At 64.6% G+C, this 24,102-nt stretch carries 19 protein-coding genes and 1 tRNA gene; 17 read left to right on the top strand and 3 right to left on the bottom strand.

Translation table 11 applies throughout. From position 1 onward, the window contains the following. Positions 1-35: 35 nt before the first annotated feature. The 3 genes from mutS to AQZ50_RS05770 are packed head-to-tail and all read left to right on the top strand — an operon-like array spanning position 36 to position 4,886. Complete coding sequence (gene mutS / locus AQZ50_RS05780; protein ID WP_067744010.1) at positions 36-2,624, top strand: DNA mismatch repair protein MutS; 2,589 nt, start codon at positions 36-38, stop codon at positions 2,622-2,624. A gap of 54 nt (positions 2,625-2,678) precedes the next feature. Further along, positions 2,679-4,241 (top strand): carboxylesterase/lipase family protein, encoded by a 1,563-nt coding sequence (locus AQZ50_RS05775; RefSeq protein WP_067744007.1) that lies wholly within the window; start codon positions 2,679-2,681, stop codon positions 4,239-4,241. A gap of 12 nt (positions 4,242-4,253) precedes the next feature. Beyond that, positions 4,254-4,886 carry a 5'-methylthioadenosine/S-adenosylhomocysteine nucleosidase gene (locus tag AQZ50_RS05770; RefSeq protein ID WP_067744004.1) on the top strand — a complete coding sequence of 211 codons (633 nt, stop codon included), beginning with the start codon at positions 4,254-4,256 and terminating at the stop codon, positions 4,884-4,886. Between the two features lie 636 nt (positions 4,887-5,522). On the opposite strand, the gene AQZ50_RS05765 is transcribed toward AQZ50_RS05770, so the two are convergent. Then, complete coding sequence (locus AQZ50_RS05765; protein WP_067744001.1) at positions 5,523-6,785, bottom strand: NupC/NupG family nucleoside CNT transporter; 1,263 nt, start codon at positions 6,783-6,785, stop codon at positions 5,523-5,525. 94 nt (positions 6,786-6,879) lie between these two features. Between AQZ50_RS05765 and AQZ50_RS05760 the strand changes: the two genes are divergently transcribed. The 5 genes from AQZ50_RS05760 to AQZ50_RS05740 all read left to right on the top strand — a co-directional run bounded on the left by AQZ50_RS05760 (position 6,880) and on the right by AQZ50_RS05740 (position 10,495). Further along, positions 6,880-7,563 carry a queuosine precursor transporter gene (locus AQZ50_RS05760; RefSeq protein ID WP_067744655.1) on the top strand — a complete coding sequence of 228 codons (684 nt, stop codon included), beginning with the start codon at positions 6,880-6,882 and terminating at the stop codon, positions 7,561-7,563. Between the two features lie 66 nt (positions 7,564-7,629). Then, positions 7,630-8,544 (top strand): acetylglutamate kinase, encoded by a 915-nt coding sequence (gene argB, locus AQZ50_RS05755; protein WP_197412392.1) that lies wholly within the window; start codon positions 7,630-7,632, stop codon positions 8,542-8,544. Between the two features lie 46 nt (positions 8,545-8,590). Further along, positions 8,591-8,884: a YggT family protein gene (locus AQZ50_RS05750; RefSeq protein ID WP_067743995.1), complete on the top strand. Its 294-nt coding sequence runs from the start codon at positions 8,591-8,593 to the stop codon at positions 8,882-8,884. Positions 8,885-8,888: 4 nt separating this feature from the next. Then, on the top strand, positions 8,889-9,782 hold the full coding sequence (folD, locus tag AQZ50_RS05745; protein ID WP_067743992.1) for a bifunctional methylenetetrahydrofolate dehydrogenase/methenyltetrahydrofolate cyclohydrolase FolD: 894 nt from the start codon (positions 8,889-8,891) through the stop codon (positions 9,780-9,782). Between the two features lie 353 nt (positions 9,783-10,135). Beyond that, positions 10,136-10,495, top strand: a complete 360-nt coding sequence (locus AQZ50_RS05740) for a hypothetical protein (protein ID WP_067743989.1) — start codon at positions 10,136-10,138, stop codon at positions 10,493-10,495. Positions 10,496-10,498: 3 nt separating this feature from the next. On the opposite strand, the gene AQZ50_RS05735 is transcribed toward AQZ50_RS05740, so the two are convergent. Further along, positions 10,499-11,113 (bottom strand): LON peptidase substrate-binding domain-containing protein, encoded by a 615-nt coding sequence (locus AQZ50_RS05735; protein WP_067744652.1) that lies wholly within the window; start codon positions 11,111-11,113, stop codon positions 10,499-10,501. A 17-nt stretch (positions 11,114-11,130) separates the two neighbouring features. Next, positions 11,131-12,060, bottom strand: a complete 930-nt coding sequence (locus tag AQZ50_RS05730; RefSeq protein ID WP_067743986.1) for a tetratricopeptide repeat protein — start codon at positions 12,058-12,060, stop codon at positions 11,131-11,133. A 223-nt stretch (positions 12,061-12,283) separates the two neighbouring features. On the opposite strand from AQZ50_RS05730, the gene AQZ50_RS05725 reads away from it, so the two are divergent. The 9 genes from AQZ50_RS05725 to AQZ50_RS05685 all read left to right on the top strand — a co-directional run bounded on the left by AQZ50_RS05725 (position 12,284) and on the right by AQZ50_RS05685 (position 23,966). Then, positions 12,284-12,358: transfer RNA gene (locus tag AQZ50_RS05725), tRNA-Gly, on the top strand. 586 nt (positions 12,359-12,944) lie between these two features. Beyond that, positions 12,945-14,999, top strand: coding sequence for a GMC oxidoreductase (locus tag AQZ50_RS05720; protein WP_067743983.1), 2,055 nt, complete (start codon positions 12,945-12,947; stop codon positions 14,997-14,999). A gap of 117 nt (positions 15,000-15,116) precedes the next feature. Next, complete coding sequence (locus AQZ50_RS05715; protein ID WP_067744650.1) at positions 15,117-16,634, top strand: calcium-binding protein; 1,518 nt, start codon at positions 15,117-15,119, stop codon at positions 16,632-16,634. 86 nt (positions 16,635-16,720) lie between these two features. Further along, positions 16,721-18,043: an MFS transporter gene (locus tag AQZ50_RS05710; RefSeq protein WP_231730130.1), complete on the top strand. Its 1,323-nt coding sequence runs from the start codon at positions 16,721-16,723 to the stop codon at positions 18,041-18,043. Between the two features lie 86 nt (positions 18,044-18,129). Next, complete coding sequence (locus tag AQZ50_RS05705; protein ID WP_067743980.1) at positions 18,130-18,873, top strand: TadE/TadG family type IV pilus assembly protein; 744 nt, start codon at positions 18,130-18,132, stop codon at positions 18,871-18,873. Next, positions 18,867-19,556, top strand: coding sequence for a TadE/TadG family type IV pilus assembly protein (locus AQZ50_RS05700; RefSeq protein ID WP_156427259.1), 690 nt, complete (start codon positions 18,867-18,869; stop codon positions 19,554-19,556). Before AQZ50_RS05705 ends, AQZ50_RS05700 begins: the two co-directional genes overlap by 7 nt. 8 nt (positions 19,557-19,564) lie before the next feature. After that, positions 19,565-21,202: a pilus assembly protein TadG-related protein gene (locus AQZ50_RS05695; protein ID WP_067743975.1), complete on the top strand. Its 1,638-nt coding sequence runs from the start codon at positions 19,565-19,567 to the stop codon at positions 21,200-21,202. A 104-nt stretch (positions 21,203-21,306) separates the two neighbouring features. Further along, entirely contained in the window at positions 21,307-22,785 is a 1,479-nt protein-coding gene (locus tag AQZ50_RS05690; RefSeq protein WP_067743972.1) for a bifunctional enoyl-CoA hydratase/phosphate acetyltransferase, read from the top strand. Further along, positions 22,782-23,966 (top strand): acetate/propionate family kinase, encoded by a 1,185-nt coding sequence (locus AQZ50_RS05685; protein WP_067743969.1) that lies wholly within the window; start codon positions 22,782-22,784, stop codon positions 23,964-23,966. The genes AQZ50_RS05690 and AQZ50_RS05685 overlap by 4 nt, the downstream gene beginning before the upstream one ends. Positions 23,967-24,102: the final 136 nt, after the last annotated feature.

Raw genomic sequence — 24,102 nt, 5'->3', positions numbered from 1 at the left:
GCCCCGGCGACGTGACCTCTCATGCCCCAACTCCGATGATGGCGCAATATCTTGCGCTCAAGGCACAAGCCGACGGTTGCCTGTTGTTCTATCGCATGGGCGATTTCTTCGAGCTGTTTTTCGATGATGCCCGCCGCGCCAGCCAGGTGCTCGACATTGCGCTGACCAGCCGGGGCGAACATGGCGGCGCGCCGGTGCCAATGTGCGGCGTGCCGGTCCATGCCGCCGAAGGCTACCTCGCGCGGCTGATTCGCGCCGGATGCCGCGTGGCCATCGCCGAGCAGGTCGAAACCCCCGAACAGGCCAAAAAGCGCGGCGGGGCGAAGGCGCTGGTCGCGCGCGACATCGTCCGTTTCGTTACGGCGGGCACGTTGACCGAGGAAGCGCTGCTCGAACCGCGCCGGGCCAATGTGCTGGCGGCGGTGTGCTTCGTCTCGGGCGCGGTCGGTCTGGCCGCCTGCGACATTTCGACCGGGCGCATGGAGCTTGAAGAATGCGCGCCCGACGTGCTGGGCGCGGCGCTGGCCAGGATCGGCGCGAGCGAAGTGATCGTCTCCGAATCCGCCGCCGCGCAAGGTCTGGCCGTGCCGCCCGAGGCTGCGGCGCGCCCGGTGCGCGGGTTTGACGCGGGCCGTGGCGAAGCGGTGTTGCGCGACATCCACGGGGTCACCACGCTTGATGGCTTTGGTGGATTTTCGCGCGCGATGCTGGCAGCCGCAGGCGGGTTGATCGACTATCTCGACCATGTCGGGCGCGGGCGCCTGCCGTTCCTTTTGCCCCCGCAGGCGCGCACGTCGGACCAGACCATGGCGATGGACGAAGCGACGCGGACCAGCCTCGAAGTGACGCAAGCCACGGGCGGCGGGCGGCGCGGCAGTCTGATCGAAGCGGTCGACCGCTGTGTCACCGGGGCGGGCGCGCGGATGCTGGCCGAAGACCTGTCGGCGCCCCTGACCGACATCGGCGCGATCCGCCAACGGCTCGAACTGGTAAGCTGGCTTTACGATGATCCCTTGTTGCGCGGCGATGTCCGGGCGTTGCTGCGCGCCGCGCCCGACATTGGCCGGGCAATCGGTCGCGTGGTGGCCGGGCGGGGCAGCCCGCGCGATCTCGGCCAGTTGCGCGACGGTCTTGCCGAAGCGGCGCGGCTGGCCGACCTGATCGGCCAGATGGCCGATTTGCCGCAGCTTGCCGCCGGGCTCCTGCCGCATTTGCGCGGGCATGGCGCGCTGGTCGACTTGTTCGCCCGCGCGCTGGTTCCCGCGCCGCCGACCGAGCGCACCAGCGGCGGGTTCATTGCCGAAGGCTATGACGCCGCGCTTGACGAATTGCGCAGCATGGCCAGCCATTCGCGCCGCGCCATCGCCGCGCTGGAGGCGAAATACCGCGATGACACCGGCGTCGCCGCGCTGAAAATCCGCCACAACGGCGTGCTCGGCTATTTCATCGAAGTGCCAGCGCGTCATGCCGACCGGCTGATGGCGCCGGATTCGGGCTTTACCCATCGCCAGACGATGGCCGGCGCGGTGCGCTTCAACGCTTTGGCGCTGCACGAAGAGGCCAGCCGGATTGCCGAAGCGGGGGGGCATGCGCTCGCTGCCGAGGAAGCCCATTTCGAGGATCTTTCGGCCCGCGCCGTCGCCGCGCGCGAGGCGATTGCCCGCACCGCCGCCGCGCTCGCCCGCTTCGATGTCGCCGCAGGGCTTGCCGAGCGCGCGGCGGAAGGCGGCTGGTCCCTGCCGCGCGTGGTCGAAGAGCCGGTGCTCGACATCGTCGGCGGGCGCCATCCGGTGGTCGAGGCGGCGCTGGGCGTGCGCGGTGAACGCTTTGTCGCCAACGACTGCCGACTGGTTCCCGAAGATCGGCTGTGGCTCGTCGGCGGGCCCAACATGGGCGGTAAATCGACATTTCTGCGGCAAAACGCGCTGATCGTGCTGCTGGCCCAGGCCGGGGGCTTCGTCCCTGCCGAGGCGGCGACGATCGGTGTGGTCGATCGGCTGTTCAGCCGCGTCGGCGCGAGCGACAATCTGGCGCGCGGGCGTTCGACATTCATGGTCGAAATGGTCGAGACCGCCGCGATTCTGGCGCAGGCGGGCCCGCGCAGCTTTGTCATTCTCGACGAAGTCGGGCGCGGGACATCGACGTATGACGGGCTGGCGCTGGCCTGGGCGGTGGTCGAGGCGGTGCACGAGGTCAATGCCTGCCGCTGCCTGTTTGCGACGCATTACCACGAATTGGCGCGGCTGGCCGAAAGCTGCGCGGCGCTGTCGCTGCATCATGTCCGCGCGCGCGAATGGAAAGGCGATCTCGTCTTGCTGCACGAACTCGCGCCGGGCCCTGCGGACAAGAGCTATGGTCTGGCGGTCGCCAAATTGGCGGGCGTGCCGCAGCCGGTGATCCGCCGCGCGCGATCGGTGCTCGATCGGCTCGAAAAAGGGCGCTCGGCGACCGGGGGCCTTGCCGCCGGGCTCGACGATCTGCCGCTGTTTGCCGCCGCGATCGAGGCGGCGGAAGAAAAAGTCGATGCCTTGCGGGACAAGCTGAACACGCTCGACATCGACGCGCTGTCTCCGCGTGCCGCGCTCGACCTTCTTTATGAGCTCAAGCGCGAGGCCAACAGCTAGGCAAAGGCTTCCTTTTCGGGCATTCTCGCGCCGGGCAATTGGGACAAGACCGCGATGATCGGGCTAACCGCATACGCGCCATGGCGCGCTGCACTGCTGGCGCTTGCGCTGGCGGGGCCGGTTGCGGCCGAAACGGTGGCGCCGCGTATCGCATCTGCCGAACGGCAGCCCGAGATCGCGGTGGGCGCGGCGCGCGTGAAGGGGCTGGCGCTGGCCGGCGGGGTCAGCGCGTTTCTTGGCATTCCTTACGCCACGCCGCCGGTCGGCGATCGGCGCTGGCATGTTTCGACGCTGGCGCGCCTTCGTGGGCCGATCGATGCGACCCGCTTCGGCGCGGCCTGTCCGCAGGGCGAGGGGACCACTCTGTGGTATCGCAAGCTGGCCGTGGCCATGGGCAGCGATTCCGATGTCGTGCCGCCGCCGCCGCCCGGCGCGGAAAACTGCCTGTTTCTCAATATTTGGTCCCCCGCCGCGCCGCGCGCGAAGGCGGCAAAGGGCCTGCCGGTGATGGTCTGGGTCCATGGCGGATCGAACATCAGCGGCTATGGGCACGAGCCCGATTATCGCGGCGCGCGGCTGGCGGGCAAGGGCGTGATCGTCGTCACGCTCAACTATCGCCTTGGCGCGCTGGGCTTTTTTGCGCATCCCGCGATTGCCGATGTCAGCGCCGGGCGACAGGGGCTGTCCGACCAGATCACCGCGCTGCGCTGGGTTCAGGCCAATATTGCCGCGTTTGGCGGCGATCCTGCGCGTGTGACGCTGTTTGGCGAATCTGCCGGGGGCACAGACATCGTTGCGCTGATGCATATGCCCGTGGCGCGCGGCCTGTTTGCCCGCGCGATCGTCGAAAGCGGCTATTTGCCCGATGGCGCGCTGGCCACGCCTGCCGCCGCGACCCGCGCCGCGCTCGATCTCTATGGCCGCGATGTCAGCGCCGCCGCGCTGGCGCAACATTCGGCCCAGGAACTCGTGCGGGCAGAAGCCGAACGGCGCAAGGGGCAGTTTGCCGCGCCGCTGGTCCCGCCAAAGCAGGCGTTTCGCGTACCGCTGCTGATCGGCAGCAATGCCGACGAATTCCGCATGGATCTGCCCGCCGATCCGGCAACGCGCGGTGCGGGCGAAGCCTCGACGCTGCTCGGCATGGCCCATGCGGGGGATGCCGCGCATCTGTTGCAGCGCCTGTCAAACGACCCGGCGACCCGCGCCGACCTGTTGGCCAGCGCGCCGGTGTTTCATTGCCCGGCGGTGACGCTGGCCGGGGAAACCAGCGCCGCCGGACAGCCGACCTTCGTCTATCGCTTTGAGCGGGTGCGGCCGGGACACCATGGCTTTGGCGCTTATCATGGCGCGGAAATCCCCTATGTCTTCGGCACCGGGGCGGCCTGGCTGCCGAGCGAGCCGGTCGATCGCGCGCTGTCGGACACGGTCATGCGCTATTGGGTCAATTTCGCGAAAGGCGGCGATCCCAATGGCGCCGGGCTACCGGTCTGGCCGCGCTGGCCCGTCGGGGCCGCCGATCCGGCCCAGATTCCGGTCATGCATCTTGGCGCCACGGCGCATGCCGCGCCGATTGCCGATCTTGCACTTTGCCCCCTGATCAACGCGCCGCATTCGTGATAGGGGCGCGCCATGCCGCACGACCATCGCCCTGATCTGGTGCCGATGGCGGGCAGGAATGTCCTGTTCGTCATGGCCGCCGACGCCGAATATGGCCCGCATTTGCGCGCCCGTTTCAATCCGCTGTTTACCGGCGTCGGCCCGATCGAGGCGGCGATGAAGGGTGCCTTGGCCATGGGGGCTTTGGCGCGCGCAGGACAACGCCCCGATCTGGTCGTCTGCCTCGGCTCGGCGGGATCGCAAGTCTGCCCGCTGGGCGAGGTGTTTCAGGTCAAGAGCGTGTCATGGCGCGACATCGATGCCTCGCCGTTCGGGTTTGCCAAAGGCGTGACGCCGTTTCTCGACCATCCGGTCGACATTCCGCTGGCAACCCCGCTGCCGATCGCTGCGGCCCGGCTGTCGACCGGCGGCGATGTCCTGTCGGGCGATCGCTATGCGGCGATCGATGCCGACATGGTCGATATGGAAACATTCGCGCTGGCGCGGGTCTGCGCGCTGTTCGACGTGCCGCTGATGGGCCTGCGCGGGATTTCCGACGGGCCCGAGCCGCCGACCGGGCTGCACGACTGGACCAACCTGCTGGGCCACCTCGACGAGGAACTGGCCAAGGCGGTGGATATGCTGCCGGATGCCCTGGCGCAATAAGCGCGCCCCCTGAAGGGCTGTGTCGTCCACACATCGGGTCATTTAACCTGTATCGCCCCCGCGCGCGGCATTCAGGTTGCCGCCGAAGATCGACCTGAGTGAATAGGCAGGGCTTGGCGCAAGCCCGCCCGCGCATTGAGATATAATATTGTTTTTTCGGAAATATCCGCTCGTCCTGAGCCTGTCGAAGGACTCGCACCGAGGCTTGCGCTGTGCACTGACCTGATCACCTGACGAACCGTTGCGCGCGTCCTTCGACAGGCTCAGGACGAGCGGACCTATTTGATTACCATACATAAAATATGCGCAGTTGAGATATGGGGATCAGGTTGCCGCACGGTGAGGGGCTCTGTCAGGCGGTTCCCAGGTCTTGCGAATGCATCGGCGGAACGACCGGAATTGGAGGTTAGCTGTCGTCGCCAACACGTCGCTTCGTCATTCCAGCGAAAGCTGGAATCCAGTGACGGGGGCTACGGTACTGATTATGGAATACGTTGTGTCTATTCGAGGCGTCGCAACTGGATTCCAGCCTTCGCTGGAATGACGAAGAGTATGTCCGCAATTGGGCGAAAGTTGCCATTTGTCCTTCGGTGCGTTCGCGAAAGACCTGCTCACCCCCTTTGAGGGGAAGGCCGCCTAAACCGTCAGAAACAACCCCGCCAGCGCCGCGCTCATCAGGTTGCTCAGCGCGCCGGCGATCAGCGCGCGCAGGCCGAGGCGGGCGATGGTTGGGCGCTGGTTGGGGGCGAGGCCGCCGGCGACGGCCATCTGGATCGCGATCGAGCTGAAATTGGCAAAGCCGCATAGCGCAAAGGTCACGATCGCCACGGTCTGCGCGCTCAGGCCTTTGATCGCGCCGAGATCGATGAAGGCGACGAATTCGTTGAGCACGATCTTGGTGCCGAACATGCCGCCCGCGATTTCCGCCTCGTGCCAGTCGGGCGCGCCGATCAGGCGGAAAACCGGGGCGAACACCGCGCCGATGATCTGTTGAAAGGCGAGGCCCGGATGGCCGATCAGCCCGCCCAGCCAGCCGAGCAGCCCGTTGGCCAGCGCAACGAGCGCGACAAACGCCAGCACCATCGCGCCGACCGCAACCGCCAGCCGGACGCCGGTCTGCGCGCCTTGTGCTGCGGCCATGATCAGATTGGCCGGGCGTTCCTCGCCATGATCGGTTTCGGCGATGATCGGCTCATGCGGGTCGGGCAGCGGCGCGTCGCCTTCGATCTCGGGCGGGGCGGGCGGCTCGTCGGGATAGATCAGCTTGGCCATCAGCACGCCGCCCGGCGCCGACATGAAGGCGGCGGCGACCAGATAGTCGATGCGAATGCCCATCGCCGCATAGGCCGCGAGGATGGTCCCCGCGACGCCCGCCATGCCCACGGTCATCACGGTAAACACCTGCGCCGGGGCAAGCGCGGCGAGATAAGGGCGAATCACCAAGGGCGATTCGCTTTGCCCGACGAAGATATTGGCCGCCGCGCAAAGCGCTTCGACCCGGCTGATCCCGGTGATCGCTTCGAGCGCGCCGCCGATCCAGCGGATCACTTGCTGCATCACGCCGAGGTAATAGAGAATCGAGATCAGCGAGGCGAAAAACACGATCGTCGGCAGCGCGGAAATGACGAAGCTGTGCCCGCCGATCTCCGGCGCGGCGAGCGGCCCGAACAGGAACGTGACCCCGGCGCGGGCATAGCCAAGCAGGCTTTCGACGCCATGCGCCGCGCCTTCGAGCGCGACTTTGCCCGGCGGAAAGCGCAGGACCAGCGCGGCGAACCCGGCCTGAAGCGCAAACGCGGGCAGCACGACGCGCAGGCGAATGGCGCGCCGATCATGCGACAGCGCCACCGCGAGCATGAGGATCAGCGCCATTCCGGCAAGACTGGAGGCGATGTGCATGGATGCGGGTGTGCTCCGGCAGCTGAACGGGGATCAAGGAACCAAACGGGTAAAGGCAATTTGGCACGCGGTCAAAATCCGCTATCGGCTTGTCATGCAAACCGTTCATTCGCCCGCTCCATCGCCCGCTATCGCCGTGCCGCGCTCGCTGTTTCTCTATGCGCTCGTCTATGGCGGGATGGCCGTGCTGGCGGGGGTGCTGGGGGCAAAGCTGGCCGATGTCGGGGTCTGGCCGGTGATCGGGCGGATGACGGTCGAAAGCGGTATATTCGCCTTTCTGCTGCTGATCGTGCTGTCGAGCGTGGTCAGCGAGCTGCACGGGGTGGCCGTGGCGCAGCGCATGGTGCGCTATGGCTTTGTCCCGCTGATCCTGTCGATGATCCTGATCCGCTCGGTGATCGATCTCGTGCCGCCCGCGCCGGTCTGGGCCTATCAGAAGGAATTTGCGCTGATTCTGGGGCAGGGCGCGCGGATGCAGTTTGCGGGGCTGTGTTCGTATGGCCTGTCGCAAACGCTCAATGTGCTGGTCTTTGCGCGGCTGGCGGGGCGCCTGCTGATGGTGCGCGCCTGGTTTGCCAGCCTGTTGAGCCAGATTGTCGATACGGTGATCTTTATCAGCCTGTCGTTCTGGGGCGTGGTGGGCGCTGACGGGCATCCGCTGCCGCTGGGCGTGATGATGGGCAGCCAGATCATTGCCAAGGTCGTTTTGTCGACGATCCTGGTGCCGGTGCTGGTGTGGCTTGGCGTGCGGCTCGGTCGCGCGCTCGATCGCGCCTGATTCGGTGAATCTGCGGCGCGAATTCATTTCCATTTCATCCGCAGTCGCGTAATGCCCGCGTCCATCATGGCTACGAATATCGACACCAGCGACGTCTATCGCCAGGCAATGCTCGACAAGGCGGAAACCCTGATCGAGGCTTTGCCTTACCTGCAGCGCTATGCGGGTAAGACCTTTGTCGTGAAATACGGCGGACACGCGATGGGCGACCCCGCCGCGCAGCAGGATTTTGCGCAGGACGTCGTGCTGATGAAAGCGATCGGGATCAACCCGGTGGTGGTTCACGGCGGCGGCCCGCAGATCGGCGCGATGCTGAAAAAGCTCGGTATCGAATCGCGCTTTGTCGACGGGCTGCGCGTGACCGATGCCGTGACTGCGGAAATTGCCGAAATGGTCCTGTCTGGCCGGATCAACAAGGAACTGGTCAGCTGGATCGCCGCCGCCGGTGGCAAGGCGCTGGGCATTTCGGGCAAGGACGCGGGCCTGATCACGGCGACCAAAGTCGAAAAGGTGATCATCGATCCCGACAGCGGCGATGAATTGTCGGTCGATCTGGGCTTTGTCGGCGAACCATCGGCGATCGACCCGACGATCATTCACACCGCCTGCGCTGCCGGTATGATCCCGGTGATCGCGCCGATCGGCGTGGGCGACGACGGGCATACCTATAACATCAATGCCGACACGATGGCCGGCGCGATCGCGGCAGAGCTGGGCGCGGCGCGGCTGTTCCTGCTGACCGATGTGCCGGGCGTGCTCGACAAGAACAAGTCGCTGCTGACCGATCTGACCCCTGCGGATATCGCCCGATTGGCAGAAGACGGCACGATCAGCGGCGGAATGATTCCCAAGCTCGAAACCTGCGTCCACGCGGTCGAGGCCGGGTGCGAGGCGGCGGTTGTGCTTGATGGCCGCGTGCCGCATGCCATGTTGCTGGAAGTCTTTACCGCACGCGGCGCCGGAACGCTGATCCGCGCCTGATTCGCCGCACCTTATTCGCCGCACCTGATTCGAAGGATTGCCCCCCGTGCTGCTCTACACCCTTGTTCAGATGCTCGATTACCTGATCAGCGTGGTCAGCACGATCGTCATCGTCCAGTTCGTGCTGGGTTTGTTGATGGCGTTCAACGTCGTCAGCCCGCGCAACGAAGTCGTCCTGACGATCTATCGCGCGCTCAATGCGCTGCTCGAACCGGTTCTCGGGCCGATCCGGCGCGCGATGCCGCAGACCGGGGCGGTCGATTTTTCGCCGCTGGTGCTGATTGTCGGGCTGCAACTGCTGTCGCTGCTGCTGCGCGGCCTGGCCATGTCGGGGTATTGAACGCATGACTGCTGATGTGATTGACGGGAAGCTGTTTGCCGAAGGCCTGCGCGGCCGTATCGCCACGCTTGCCGCCGAATTTACCGCGCAAAGCGGGCGCAAGGCGGGGCTCGCCGTGGTTTTGGTCGGCGAAGATCCGGCCAGCCAGGTCTATGTCCGGTCCAAGGGCAAGGCGACGCTGGCCGCCGGCATGGCGAGCTTTGAACACCGCCTGCCTGCCGACACGCCCGAGGCGGAGCTGATCGCGCTGGTCGAGGCGCTCAATGCCGATCCGGCGGTCGACGGCATCCTCGTGCAATTGCCGCTGCCCGCGCATTGCGACGAACAGAAAGTCATCGCCACGATCAATCCCGACAAGGATGTCGACGGCTTTCACGTGACCAACGCCGGGCGGCTCGCAGTGGGGCAGCCGGGCTTTGTCCCCTGCACGCCGCTGGGCTGCCTGATGCTGCTCAAGGACCGGCTGGGCAGCCTGTCGGGGCTCGATGCGGTGGTGATCGGGCGGTCGAACATCGTCGGCAAGCCGATGGCGCAATTGCTGCTGGCGGAAAGCTGCACGGTAACCGTGGCGCATAGCCGCACGCGCAATCTGCCCGAAGTGGTCCGCCGCGCCGACATCGTCGTCGCCGCCGTCGGACGGCCCGAAATGGTCAAGGGCGACTGGATCAAGCCCGGCGCGACCGTGATCGATGTCGGCATCAACCGCGTCGCGGCGGCAGAGCCGGGCAAGACGCGGCTGGTCGGCGATGTCGATTTTGCCGGGGCGAGCGAAGTCGCGGGCGCGATTACCCCGGTTCCGGGCGGAGTCGGGCCGATGACGATTGCCGTGCTCTTGCGCAATGCGCTGGTCGCCGCGTTCCGCAATGCCGGGATCACGCTGCCCGAGGGAACGATCTGATCCGCCGCATTCTTCCTTCGGTACTGGCGCTGGCCCTCGGGCTGGCGCCGACCCTGTCGATCGCGCAATCCTCGCGCGGTGGGCTGACCCCACGGGGCAATCCCAGCGCGCTGGTCGAAGCGGAAAGCGCGCTGGCGCACCTTGCGCGCGCCAAGGGGCCCAATGCCGCGCTGGCCGCGACAGCCGACGACAATGCCGAATTCGTCGCCCCGGCGCGCAGCCCGGCCAAGCTCTGGCTGAAAGCGCACGATGCGGCGCCGTGGTTTGCCGGTCGCCAGACGGGCACGGTCTGGGCGTCGTGCGACGGGACTGCCGGGATCAGCGCGGGGCTGTGGAACGGCGGCTGGTTCGCCATGGTGTGGAAACGGCAGAAAAAGCTCGATTACAAGTGGTTGCTCGCCGATGCGGGGCCGCTGACGGTCATGCCCCCGGCGCCCGACTGGATCACCGGCAAACTGGCTGATTGCCCGGCGCGTATTCCGCGCGAAGACGGTCCGCCTGATCGCAAGGCCGGCCCGCCGCCGCTGCGCCCGTTGCCCGCGGCTGTACCGCCGCCGGAAGCCGACAGCCGCGACGGTCGCTCCGACGATGGCTCGCTCTTCTGGCGCAGCACGGTGCGGCCCGATGGCGCGCGCGCGCTTCATGCCTGGATCTATCAGGACGGCGCGATGCACGAAGTAATCGCGCGCGAAACCCCGGCAAACGGGGGCTGATCTTTATTGCAGCGTCACGCGGCCATCGTCGCGGTCGCGGCGGCCGAAGAATTGCATGAGCTGGATCAGCAATTCGCAGCGCGCGGCGAGCGAGTTGGCTTCGAGCAGGGCCTGTTTGGCGGCGATGTCGAACGGGGCGATTTGCGAGACGCCGTTGATCAGCGCGGCATCGTCAAGCTTGCTGACCGATTCCCAGTCGACCGCATAGCCCTGCCTTGCGGCAAACTTGCGTGCCTCCTGCTCGAAACCGGCGCGCTCGATCGCGCTCAGCGCGGCCTCGCCATCGTCGGGGATCAGCTCTGCCTCGACCTGACGAAACGGCGTCGTCACATCGAGTTCGCGCAGCACGCGAAACCGGGCGATGCCTTGCAGCACCAGATTATAGCGCCCGTCGTCGTTCGTTTCGACATCGACGATCTTGCCGACGCAGCCGATGCGATAGAGCGGCGCGCCTTCCTCGATGGTCTGCGGCTGGATCATTGCAATGCGCTGATCGCGCGCAAGCGCGTCGGAGACCATCGCACGATAGCGCGGCTCGAAGATATGCAACGGCAATTGCAGGCCGGGGAACAGCAGCGCCCCGGGCAGGGGAAAGATCGACAGCCGTTCCGTGGTCATCGCGCCGCCCATCCCGATTATCCGAACAGAACCGTCGACAGCTTGCGCCGTGTGGCGGCGACCCAGGGGTCTTCCAGCCCGATCGCTTCGAAGATCTGCAACAGGCGCGTGCGCGCCGCGCCTTCGTTCCAGGCGCGGTCCCTGGCCACCATGGCCAGCAACACGCCCGCTGCGCCGTCACGGTCGCCGCCGGCATAGAGGCCGTTGGCAAGCGCAAGCTGCGCCTCGAAATTGTCGGGATCGGCGGCGACCGCTGCGCGCAGCGCGATCAGCTCGTCCGCCTCGGGCGCATCCTCGGCCAGCGCGAGCGCGGCGCGGGGCTGGGCAAACACGGGGTCTTCGGCCAGCTTGGGATCGAGCGCGCCGAGCAGGGCGGCGGCCTCGTCCTTGTGCCCGGCGGCAAGCATCGCGCGAATCAGCCCGGCATGGGCATGCGCGTTGTCCGGCGCGAGTTCGATGATCTGGGCAAACACGTCGATCGCCTGTTCGGCATCGCCCTGTGTCAGATTGTTCCGCACCAGCAAGTCTTCACCCATCGTCAGCAGCGGGGTGATGTCCTGCGCCGGGGCATCGCCCGCCTCGACCGGCACTTGCGCCAGAATCTGGTCGAGAACCTGTTTCAGCTGCGATTCGGTGCGCGCGTTGGTCAGATCGGCGACCGGCTGGCCGCGAAACATGGCATAGACCGTCGGGATCGAGCGCACCTGAAACTGCGCGGCGATGAAGGCATCTTCGTCGACATTGATCTTGGCCAGCACCACGCCCTTGTCGGCATATTCGGCGGCGACCTTTTCGAGCAAGGGAGTCAAGGCCTTGCACGGGCCGCACCATTCCGCCCAGAAATCGAGAATCACCAGCTTGGTCATCGAGGGTTCGACCACCGCCTGGCGGAATCGGTCGACCGCTTTCTGTTCTTCGAGATTGAGGCCAAGGCTTGCCACGCGCATGTCTCCGCAACGGGGTGATCGGAAATAGGGTTCGATCCACCATGTGGGATCGCCGGCCCATTCGGCAAGGGCAAATGGCGCGAACGCGGGCTCGGCGCATGATTGTGCAAAGAAAGTGCATTTGGGGGGTTGCGCACCTGCCGGATCACCGTTATTGGCCCGCCTCACCCCAGCCGAACGGCGCATTTCCTAGGGAAAAGCAACGGTTCGGCGCAACGCACGAGCGGGCGTAGCTCAGGGGTAGAGCACAACCTTGCCAAGGTTGGGGTCGAGGGTTCGAATCCCTTCGCCCGCTCCAGTTGCCTTCAGTGTTGGGTCGTTGACGAGAAGTCCGACCCAGCCTTTCGGAACCCTCTGAGTCCTTTGCTGCGCTACGCGGCAAGCCGCTTCGCTGTGCGGTTCGAATCCCTTCGCCCGCTCCAGTTGCCTTCAGTGTTGGGTCGTTGACGGGAAGTCCGACCCAGCCTTTCGGAACCCTCTGAGTCCTTTGTTGCGCTGCGCGGCAAGCCGCTTCGCTGTGCGGTTCGAATCCCGAGCGCGTTCGCACAGTGTTCGGTATTTCCCGGCGTTCGTGATCGCGCACTTTGTTCGGTGGTGTGGCCGGTTTATCTGGTGGGCCGCCGTGAGCGGGTCGCGCGTAATCATGTCCAAAGCCTGTCTCGTGTCGCTGTAAACGGCGTGTCACGACGGGCGTCGATGCCGCGTGATGTGCGGCGACAATTGGTCCATTTCTGCAATATTGGTGATTCATGAAGCGTGCAGAAACCGTGGGTTGGATTGGCATGTCGTTGTAACTAGCGCGAATTGCGACCCATTTGCGGCGGCGGGTTGCTTGACTTGGGCGGCTGTTGAGCGCCCTTTCCCGTTACGGAACAACGGGACGGTTGTCTGAAAAATATTGTTTTTCAACATCCTGGTGGGTCGGTTGGGATCACGCGAGCCGTCTGTGCAGGGCGCAGGCGGTCGGCAAGGCGACAGGTGCTGCCATCACACGCTATTTCGATTTCGACAGGGCCGATTGTCCGCCCGACGTGCTGACCGATCATGATGTCCTGATCATCGGCGGCGGGGCGGCCGGAATCGTCATGACCCGCGAATTGTCCGCGCGCGGTTTGCGCGTTTGTCTGGTCGAGAGCGGCGGCTTTGAGGAAACCGCTGCGCACGAGGCGCTCAACGCGGTCGAGGCGACGGGGACGCTCGGCGATCCGGCGGTGCGCCGCGCAAGGCAGGACTGGCATGCGCCGCAGATGCGCTTCTGGTCTGCCGAAGGGCAGCAGTTTGGCGTGCGCAACCGGGTGCTGGGCGGATCGACTGTGGCGTGGGCGGGCAAAGTTGCGCCGTTTGCGCCTGCGGATTTCGCGCCCCGGGCCTGGCTGGCGGAAACCGGCTGGCCGATTGCGCACGGGGATCTGGCGCCCTTCGTCGATCGCGCCGCGCAGCATCTCGAACTCGGGCCCTTGTTGAACGAAGCGGCCTGCGAGGCGGACCGCGACGCCGTGCGCCCCGAAGGCGTGGCGCGGATGGCGGCATTTGATTCGCATTTCTGGCAATTTGCGCGGTCGCGCCGCAAAGTGACCGACGTGACGCGCATGGGTGATGATTTGCGCCATGACGACCTTGCCGGGGTGACCGTGGTGACGAACGCCACGGCGGCGCGGGTGCGGGTTGCACAGGGGCGGCTGGATGGCGTGGAATGCCTGTCATCGCTCGGCAGCGGACGGCGCGCGGTCTTGTCTGCCAGGCACGTGGTGCTGGCCGCCGGGGCGATCGAGAATGCGCGCCTGCTCCTGCTGTCGGAACTGGATCGGCCGGGGGTGGCCGGGGCGCAAGGCTTGCCCGCGATCGGCCGATACCTGATGGACCATCCGACAGTCCGGATCGGCACGATCGAGGGGGCGGGCTGCGCGGCGGCTGCGCGGTTGATGGGCTTTTTCCCGCTGCGGCGGGGGCATCGCATCTATATGTATTCGCATGGTCTGGCGCTGCGCCCGGATTGCCAGGAGCGCGAGCGCCTGCCGAACATGGCGGCCTTTGCCGCAGTCGAGCTGTCGCGCGACGATCCGGTCGCCGCGTTCGGGCGTCTTTTGCGCGGGCGCAGCGGGCAGGTTTGGGCCGACTTGCGCGTCGTGCTGGGCAATGGCGCGACGATCGCTTCGGCGCTGGGGCGCAAGCTGCTCGAAAGCCCGCGCGTGCCCGATGCGTTCAAGCGTGTCGTGGTCGATGCGGCGGTGTGGATCAACGCCGATTTTGTCGCGCGCGACTATCTCGCGCAAGGCGGCAGTCGCAAGCTCGATCGCCTGCATCTCGAACTGATTGCCGAGCAGGGCGCCGACCCGGCCAACCGGGTTACGCTTGCGCGTGAGTGCGATCCGCTCGGCCTGCCCCGCGCCAGCATCCGGTGGGAGCCGGGCGCGGCGAGCGCAGAGGCGATGCTGAAAGGCGCCCACCTCCTGATCGCGGATCTGCGCCGCGCCGGGATCGCCGGATTCGTTCCGATCGACGCCGTCGCGCAACGGGCGAGCAACCGGCTGGTGCTGCGCGATATGGCGCATACCGCGGGAACCACGCGGATGGGCCGTGATCCGGCGCTGAGCGTGGTCGATCCCGATTGCCAGGTCCATGGCATCGCCGGGCTCTACATTGCCGGCGCGTCGGTCTTTCCAACCATCGGCCATGCCAATCCGACGCTGATGATCCTGGCCATGGCGATCCGCCTGGCCGATCATATCGCGGCGCACCCTGAGCCGGTTGCGGCCTCGCTGTCGGTTCCGGGCGATGTCCCGGCGCCCGATGCGGAGCCGGTTGGCGGGCCGATCGCGCCTGATGCGGGCTTTATGCTGACCGAAAAGGAGGCCGGGTCTGCATCGCCAGATCCTGTAATCGATCCCGCTGAGTGGGGCTTGGCAAAAGAGGGCAAGTCGTTTATCGATGTAACGTAACAAAATCAGGATGAATACAATTGATTTATTTGTTTGCAATGAATTGTAATTGACCTGAAATCGCGTTTACCAGTCATATACAATTGTTAAAAACGGTTATGACCTATGTTGGCGGTCATGACCAAAGCAACCGTCGCCAGCGCAGCCAGCTTCGTCGCCTCGATCGGTATCGATGCCGAGATCGATTATACCGACGGCAAATATGCCAATATCCAGAACGTCCTGGCTGACCTGAAATATATAGGGGTCAGCCTCATCCGCACGGCAGCCTATTGGACAGGAATGCAGGGGCAGGCGGCCTATAATCTCGCCGCCAGCAGCGGCATCCGCTTTGACATGCTGCTTTATACCAACAACACCCCGGCCAACAGCGTGACCCAGATGGCCAATTTCGCAGCCGCCCATCCCGGCGCGCTCGTCGCGATCGAGGGGCCCAACGAAATCAACAATTTCGGGGCGAGCTACAATGGCCTGACCGGGGCCCCGGCGGCGATCGCGTTTCAAAATGCGCTCTATGCCGATGTCGGGGCCAGTTCGGTGCTGCACGGCACCACGGTCTACAGCTACACGATGAATGCGGGGGCCTCGTCGACCACGGGCTACGATTATGCCGCGATCCATCCTTATGCGAACAATGGCGCTGCGCCGCTGGCCTATCTGAAAAGCAACCTCGCCTCGATCCCGTCGGGCAAGCCTTTCGTGGCGACCGAGTCCGGCTATTCGACTTTGCCCGGCGTATCGGGCGGCGTCGATGCCCATGTTCAGGCGATCTATGATCTCGACATGATTTTCGATGCCAAGTCGGCGGGGGCGGCGACGGTGATCCTTTATGAATTGCTCGATGCCTATCCCGACGCGACGAACACGAACACCGGCAATCACTATGGCCTGTTCGATTACAGCAACGCGGCCAAACCGGCCGCCGTCGCGCTGCACGATCTGACGACAATCCTGGGCGGCGGGCCATCGTCCTTTACGCCGGGGTCCGTGTCCTACACGATCGGCGGCGCGGACAAGACGACCAATTCGCTGGCGCTGCAAAAGGCGACCAACGTTTTCGACGTGGTGATCTGGGACGAACAGACCATCTGGAACAACACCACGCACAGTGAAATCGCGCCGGTTACCCATACCGACACCATTCGCTTTGCCAATGTGCAGGCAACGATCGCGGTCTATGATCCGATTTCGGGCACGACGCCGATCGCGGTCTATCACAATGTTGCGTCGATCACGCTGGCGGTCGGCGCCGATCCGTTGATCGTCGAGGCCACGCACCTGGCGACGACGGCGTCTGCGGCCAAGGCAGGCGCTTCGAAAACGATCGAGGCTGTCGCGTCAGGCATGGTGATCGTCGGCGCAAAGGGCGATGTGATCAAGGCCGGCGGCAATGACGATACTTTTGTCTTTCACAAGGGGTTTGGAAACGAAACGATCGACGGTTTCCTGCCCAGCCCGGCCTCGGGCGACGTGATCCACTTCGACAAAAGCCTGTTTGCCAATTACGCCGCGCTCGAAGGTGCGATGCAGCAATCGGGCGGCAATGTAGTGATCACCTATGACGCGCATGATCATCTGGTGCTCGACCATGTCAGCATGAGCCAGCTTTCCTCTGCCAATTTCATGTTTGTGTAACGCTTTTCCCGACTGTCATCATTCCGACACGCAAGCGCGCCCTTGATGGGGCGCAGGGTTTGCCTGGGATGAAAGGGGGGCGGGGCGTGGCGGCGGTTTCGGATTTGGGGCCCGATGGAACGATCGGGCAGGACCGGGGGTGGGGCGCGGATGCCGACCTGCCGGCGATTCCGCTGCGCTGGCTGGCCCTGATGGTCGCCGCCGTGGCCATTCTGGCGACGTATTACGAAACCGACGTGATCGGCGAAATTGCCGATCTGCTCATCCGCCAGCGCGGATTTACGCAAGGCCATATCGGCAGCCTGAATGCCGCGATCTATTGGCCCAATGTCGCGCTGGCGCTGGTCGGCGGGGTTCTGATCGATCGCCATGGTGCGGCGCGGATCGCGCTGTGGACCGCCGCGATCGGGGTGGTCGGCGCCTGTCTTACCGCGATCGGTACGCCCTATTGGGTGATGTGGCTGGGGCGGCTGATTTTCGGGATTGCCGAAGGGGCGATTTTCATGGCGCTGGTCGCAGGCCTTGCCTTGTGGTTTCCGCGCAGCGGGATTGCGCTGGCCACGGGACTGTTCCTGTCGCTGGCGCGGGTCGGATCGTTTTTGTGCAACACGTCGTCGACCTGGGCGCGGCCGCTTTATGATGCCGGATGGCAGCCGCCTTTGTGGCTGGGGGCGGGGGTTACCGGGCTGGGCCTGGCGGCGGCGCTGGTATTTTACGCGCTCGAACCGAGCCGCCCGGCTCTGCCGGTGACGGCACGGGCTGCACCGGCGACGCCGCGCGGGTTGGCGCGGCTGCGGTTTGACGCGGCGTTCTGGTACATTCTGGGTCTCCATGTGCTTTATGCGGCGGTGTTCTTTCCCTTTCGCCAGACTTATGCGGTCGAATACTTTCAGCATGCCAAGCACTTGTCGTTACAGGCGGCAGGCCAGGTCAATTCGGGGGTGTTTGCCGCCGCGATCTTTGCCACGCCGTTGTTCGGCGTGCTGGCCGACCGTTTTGGCAACCGGGCGATGATGCTGGTGTTCGGCACGCTGCTCTTGCCGGTCACGCTGGCCGTGCTGGGGCTGACCAATATCAATCCGTGGATTTCGACCGTGCTGATGGGGATCAGCTGGGGTCTGGTGCCGGCGGTGATCTGGCCGGCGACGACGATGATCGTGCCGCGCGAACGGCTGGGCACGGCGCTTGGCCTGATCACCTTGATGCAATCGCTGGGGATCGCTGCGTCAAACCTGATCGCAGGAGCCCTGGCCGACCGCGCGGGGGCGGGGCCTGCGCATCCGCAAGGCTATGACGCGATCCTGCTGTTCTTTGGCGCGATCAGCCTCGCGGCACTGGCGTCGGTGTTTATGCTCTGGCGGCACGAGACCGGGCCCTGTGGTCATGGCCTGGAAACGCCCGGCGGCTGACGTCGCCCGCCGCCGATCCCGATTTTACATCGTTTTAAGGACTCGATGATAAAAATACAGCCTGGGGAATCCGGGTGAACAGGCAGATGCAATTGGCGCGGCAAAATTGGGGGCAAGGACGGTGGACCCGTCAATGCATTGCCGCGCTTCGATGCGATCGCAGCGGCGCTGCGGCGATCGAATTTGCCCTGATCATGCCCGCGTTCATCGCGCTTCTCGTCGCCATCTTGCAAACGGCGTTGACCTATATGGCGCAAGAGGGGCTGGAAACGGCGGCTGAGGCCGGTGCGCGCCTGTTGCTGACCGGGCAGGCGCAAAGCTTTCAGTCCACCAGTGTGTCCAACCCGGGCATGACCGGCGCGCAGTTTCAGCAGGCGATTTGCGGCACATTGACTTATACGCCGTCCGGTTCCAGCTCGGCTGTCGCGTTCGGCAATGGCAGCCTTCTGCCGCCGTTCCTCAGTTGCAGTCAGTTGACCGCAGTCGTTACCACGGCGGGAAGCTTCGGCAGCACGTCGGCCAGCAGTTTCAGCACGACCGCCAACACGGCGCCGACGTTCACGTTCGACACCACCGGCACTTTGACCAACAACGGCAGCGGCACTGCCAACGGTACGGTTTACGGCACCGGCGTTACCAGCACGGTGGGCGGGCAGGGCAATATCATCGTGGTGCAACTGGTGTATCTGTGGCCCACGCTTACCAGCCTGCTCGGCTTTAACATCAGCAGCAATATCGCCAACGATCCCAACAGTTACCGCGAACTCGTGGCGACCCAGGTGATCGTGACGGAAAACTACTCGTGCCCGACCGGGACGACGATATGCTGAAAAGACTGCTGCGCGACAAGGGTGGCTATGCGCTGGTGGAATTTGCCATCGTCCTGCCGTTCATGCTGGTGCTCTATCTCGGCGGCTATGTCATGTCCGACATGATTGCCTGCAATCGCAAAGTCACGCTGGCCACGCGCGCGCTGGCCGACATGACCAGTCGCGCCTTTTCGCCGACGCTGGTTGCCGCATCACCGTCGACCACTTCGGCCACGGCCTTCCTCAATGCCGCTGCCGTGGTAATGACGCCGTACGGTGTGGCCAATGCCACAGAGCAGATTTCGTTGCTGCGGATTTGCGACCAGAACAACGCTTATGTCGTGTGGACACAGGCGCAGACCCAGACGCCCGCGCAAATCGCTTCGAACACGGCGACGGCCGCCACATCGACTTTGACGGCGGGGACGTTGCCCTCGGTTGCCACGCAATCGGCGAACAGCGTGGTGGCATTGCCCAGCGGATTTGTCGCGGCGGGGTCGCCGCTGATTCCGGCGTCTCCCGATGGTTCGGATGTTTGTACCAACTATGCGCCAGGAACATCGACCGTCACGCAAGTCGGCACTGCCGGTGCCTATGTGTGGGTTGCGACGATCAATTACACCTACACACCTGCTGTGGCCTACAGTTCTTTTTCTGCCACGACATTTACAGATACCATTTACATGAGCCCAAGGCTCAACTAGGTCTTGTCATGATGCAAAACCCATTCTGCCCAGGTATTATTGCACGGATCGATGGATTCGTCCGTCGCCTATGGGCGGATCCGCAGGGCAATGTTGTGGTCATCCTGATCGTTGGCTTGATTCCGATCATGATCGCGATCGGATTCGGGGTCGACTATGCGCGCGCGGAAATGATCCAGACCCAGCTCAATGCAGCGGCGGATGCCGCCGCGCTGGCCACGGTCGACCCCACCATGCTGTGCCAGACAAGTGCCAACGCGCAGGCGGCGGCGACAGCGCTGTTCAACTCGCAGGCAGCCAGTTGGCAGGGCACGGTGGCGTTTGCGTCGGGCTATCCCCAGGTCTCGATCACGCCCGTCAGCACGAGTGCAAACTGTTCGGGCACGTTGCGCACGACCACGGTTACCTACAATGCGTCGGTCAACACGGTGTTCAGCTCGCTCATCGGCATCAACACGCTGGCGATCACGGGGTCTTCGACCGCTAACGCGTCGCAGCCGCCGAACATCAATTTCTTCATTGCGGTCGATACGTCGCCCTCGATGCTGATCCCCTCGACCACGGCCGGGATCAGCCTGCTGCAAGGTGCGACCAACAACTGCGCCTTTGCTTGCCACGTGCAAACCCCGCCCAACACGACCAACACGCCGAGGGTGACCGTGGGCGGTAAAACGTATTATATCTATGTCCCCAGTACGTCCTATAGCTCAGCTGCCGGAAGCAATCAGACCTATATGCTTTGCACCGCGATCGCTTCCGGGAACAAGGCGTGCAGCGGCGGTTATTATGATACGGCCGGAAAAAGCGTTACAGCTCCGTCATCAGGTTATGTTGCGGACGGATATTGGATCACGCAGAATTACGGCCTGGTCTATGGCGGAACGACATCGACCATCGATTTGCGTATCAATGACGCATCTTCTGCAGTCCAGGATTTGATCCCATACGCCTATAACATGTCGCAACAGTACAAGACGACTTATGGCTTTCAGATGTTCCGGTTTGGCTATCAGGGGCTGGGAAGCAGCACATCGGTCATTCCTGTTTCGCCGTTGAGCACGATGACCACGTTGACGTCTTCGAACTACAACACGATCAGCGTGCCGAATCTTGGGAGCAGCTCCAATGTGGATTACTGGGTCGCGAACGCGCAGCCGACCTCGTCAGTCACTTTGACCTATGACTGGGCTTCCGATTTTACGCACATGTTCAACACGCTGTACAGCACCATGCCGGCAGGGGGATCGGGCGCGGTCGGGGCCAATCCGCAAGAAGTTCTGTTGCTGATCACCGACGGGATGGTCGACGAATACAATGCCGCCAGCAACGCCGAAGGCATTTCCACCCTGGCTCGCGGTCCGCTGACGGCGGCAGACATTGCCTTGTGCGCGAAAATCAAGGCCCAGAACATTCAGATCGCCGTGCTCTATACGCAATATCTGCCGTCGGCGATCTCTTCGGGATATTCGTATGAATACAACGAAATCAATCCCACCGACACGCTGGTGCCCGCGTTGAAGCAATGCGCTTCGACCAATTCGGCCGGACAGGCCCTGTTCTATCAGGTATCGACCGACCAGAGCATCACGGCGGCCTTGCAGGCGCTGTTTACCATCACCGTGCAAAGCGCGCGTCTGGTGCAATAAGGTGGGCCCTTGTGGATGGGATTGACCTGACGCAAACTCGCAGGACGTGCAGGCTGCTATTGCGACAGGCACTCTATTTCCCTGTCTGTCGCGAGATCCCCCCAATGTCCCAGACGCCTGACATGATCGAGAACCGGACATTCGACGAGATCGCCACAGGCGACAGCGCCAGTGTGTCGCGCACGTTGACCGCCGCCGACATCACGCTGTTTGCGACGGTGTCGGGCGACGTCAATCCGGCGCACCTCGATGCCGAATTTGCCTCGCATGACATGTTTCACCGGGTCATCGCGCATGGCATGTGGGGGGCGGGGCTGATTTCGGCGGTGCTCGGCACAAAGCTGCCCGGGCCGGGCACGATCTACCTTTCGCAAAGCCTGAAATTCACCGCGCCGGTGGGGATCGGCGACACGGTGACCGCCAGCGTGACGGTGACCGCGCGCGATGTGGCGCGTCGCCGCCTGACGCTCGATTGCCGCTGCACCAATCAGCAGGGGCGCGACGTGATCACGGGCGTGGCCGAAGTGATCGCGCCCGATGAAAAAGTGCGCCGACCGCGCATCGCGCTGCCCGATGTGCATATTGCCGCCAATCCCTGCCACGAACGCCTGCTGGCGGCGGCCAGGGGCGGCGCGGCAGTGCCCACGGCGGTCGTCCATCCTTGCAGCGCGGCGGCGATCGAAGCAGCAGTCGAAGCGGCGGAGGCGGGCATGATCGTGCCGCTGCTGGTCGGGCCCGAAGCGAAAATCCGCGCGGCAGCGGTCGAGGCCGGATGCGACATCACCCCCTATCGCCTGGTCGCCACCGCACACAGCCACGATTCGGCAGCCAGGGCCGTGGCGCTGGTGCGCGAAGGGCAGGCGGCGATGCTGATGAAGGGATCGCTGCACACCGACGAACTGATGGCTGCGGTCGTCGCGCATGACAGCGGTCTGCGCACCGGGCGGCGGATCAGCCATGTCTTTGTCATGCAGCTTGACGGGCGCGAACAGCCGCTGCTGATTACCGATGCCGCGATCAATATCGAGCCGACGATCGAGGAAAAGGCGGACATCGTCGCCAATGCCATCGATCTGGCGCACGTGCTGGGCCTGCCCGAGCCGAAAGTGGCAATTCTGGCGGCGGTGGAAACGGTCAATCCGGCGATGCGCGCGACGATGGACGCCGCCGCCTTGTGCAAGATGGCCGACCGGGGGCAGATCAGCGGCGGCATTCTCGATGGCCCGCTGGCCTTTGACAATGCGATCAGCGAGGCGGCGGCCCGCGAAAAGGGCATTGTCTCGCCCGTTGCGGGGCATGCCGACATTCTGGTCGTGCCCAATCTCGAAGCGGGCAACATGCTGGCCAAACAGCTTACGTTTCTGGGTGATGCCGATGCCGCCGGGGTCGTGCTCGGTGCGCGGGTTCCGATCATCCTGACCAGCCGGGCCGACAGCCAGCGCACCCGTGCGGCTTCGGTAGCGGTGGCGATCATGCTGGTGCGCGCCTGGGGCGTGCCGGGGCAGGCGCCGGGGCCATTGCTGCCCGGCCAGATTTCGCCTGAATCCGCTTCGCCCGATCAGCCTTTCGGGGCCGGGCAATGACCCGCGCGCTGGTCAGCCTCAACGCCGGATCGTCGAGCATCAAGTTCGGGCTCTATCGGCTCGATGACGCAGGTCATCCGCATCACGCCGCCGGGGGCAAGATCGAGGGCATCGGCACCGCGCCGCATCTCGCCGCGCGCGCCGATGACGGTTCGCTCGCTATCGACCGGCGCTGGGACGACGGCGCGGCGATGACTCACGAAGACTTGCTGGGCGAACTGATCACCTGGGCGCAAGGGCATCTTGGCGACAATCGGATCGTCGGCATTGGCCATCGCGTCGTCCATGGCGGCGCGGATTATGCAAGCCCGGTGCGGATCGAGGACGCCGTGATGGACCGGCTTGATGCGCTGTCGGAACTGGCCCCGCTGCATCAGCCGCACAACCTTGCCGCGATCCGCGCCATGACGAAGCTCATGCCCGATGTGCCGCAAGTGGCGTGTTTCGACACCGCGTTTCATCGCGGGCGCGCCGACGAGACCACGCGCTTTGCCCTGCCGCGCGCGTTCCATGATCGCGGGCTGGTGCGTTATGGGTTTCACGGGCTGTCTTATGCCTTCATCGCGCGCGAACTGGCGCGCACGGCGCCCGAACTGGTCGCCGGGCGCGTCGTCGTCGGCCATCTGGGCAACGGCGCCAGCCTGTGCGCGATGCGCGGCGGCAAAAGCGTCGATACGACGATGGGCTTTACCGCGCTCGACGGGCTGGTGATGGGCACGCGTTGCGGCACGCTCGATGCCGGATTGGTGCTGCACCTGATCATGCACGAGGGGATGAGTGCCGAGGCGGTCGAAACCTTGCTTTATCAGCAATCGGGGCTGCTCGGCGTATCGGGGCTGTCGAGCGACATGCGCGCGCTCCATGCCAGTGATGGCGAAGCGGCGCGCCAGGCGGTCACCTTGTTTGTCGCGCGGGCTGCGCGCGAAATTGCGGCGCTTTGCACCAGCATGGGCGGGATCGATGCCCTGGTGTTTACCGCCGGGATCGGGGAAAACGATTCGCTGATCCGCAGCCTGATCTGCGAACGGCTGGGCTTCCTTGGCCTGACGCTCGATCCGGCGGCCAATGCGGCGAACGCGCGCACGATCAGCGCGGGCGACAGCCGCATAGCGATCATGGTCGTGCCCACCGACGAAGAACGGATGATCGCGCTCGATACGGTGGCCTGTCTCGGGCTTTAGAGCGCCTCTGATTCAGTCCCTTTTGCAAGAATCACGCTTTTGCTCTGGCTTGCCAAGCTCCTCTTTCGTCATTCCCGCCTTCGCGGGACGAGGTGGGGTGGGTCAGATGCTGATTGGGCTGAATCAGAGGTTCCCT

Origin of the sequence: Novosphingobium sp. Fuku2-ISO-50, assembly GCF_001519055.1 — a bacterium.
Taxonomy (GTDB): Bacteria; Pseudomonadota; Alphaproteobacteria; order Sphingomonadales; family Sphingomonadaceae; genus Novosphingobium.
This window is presented reverse-complemented; position numbering and strand designations above follow the sequence as displayed.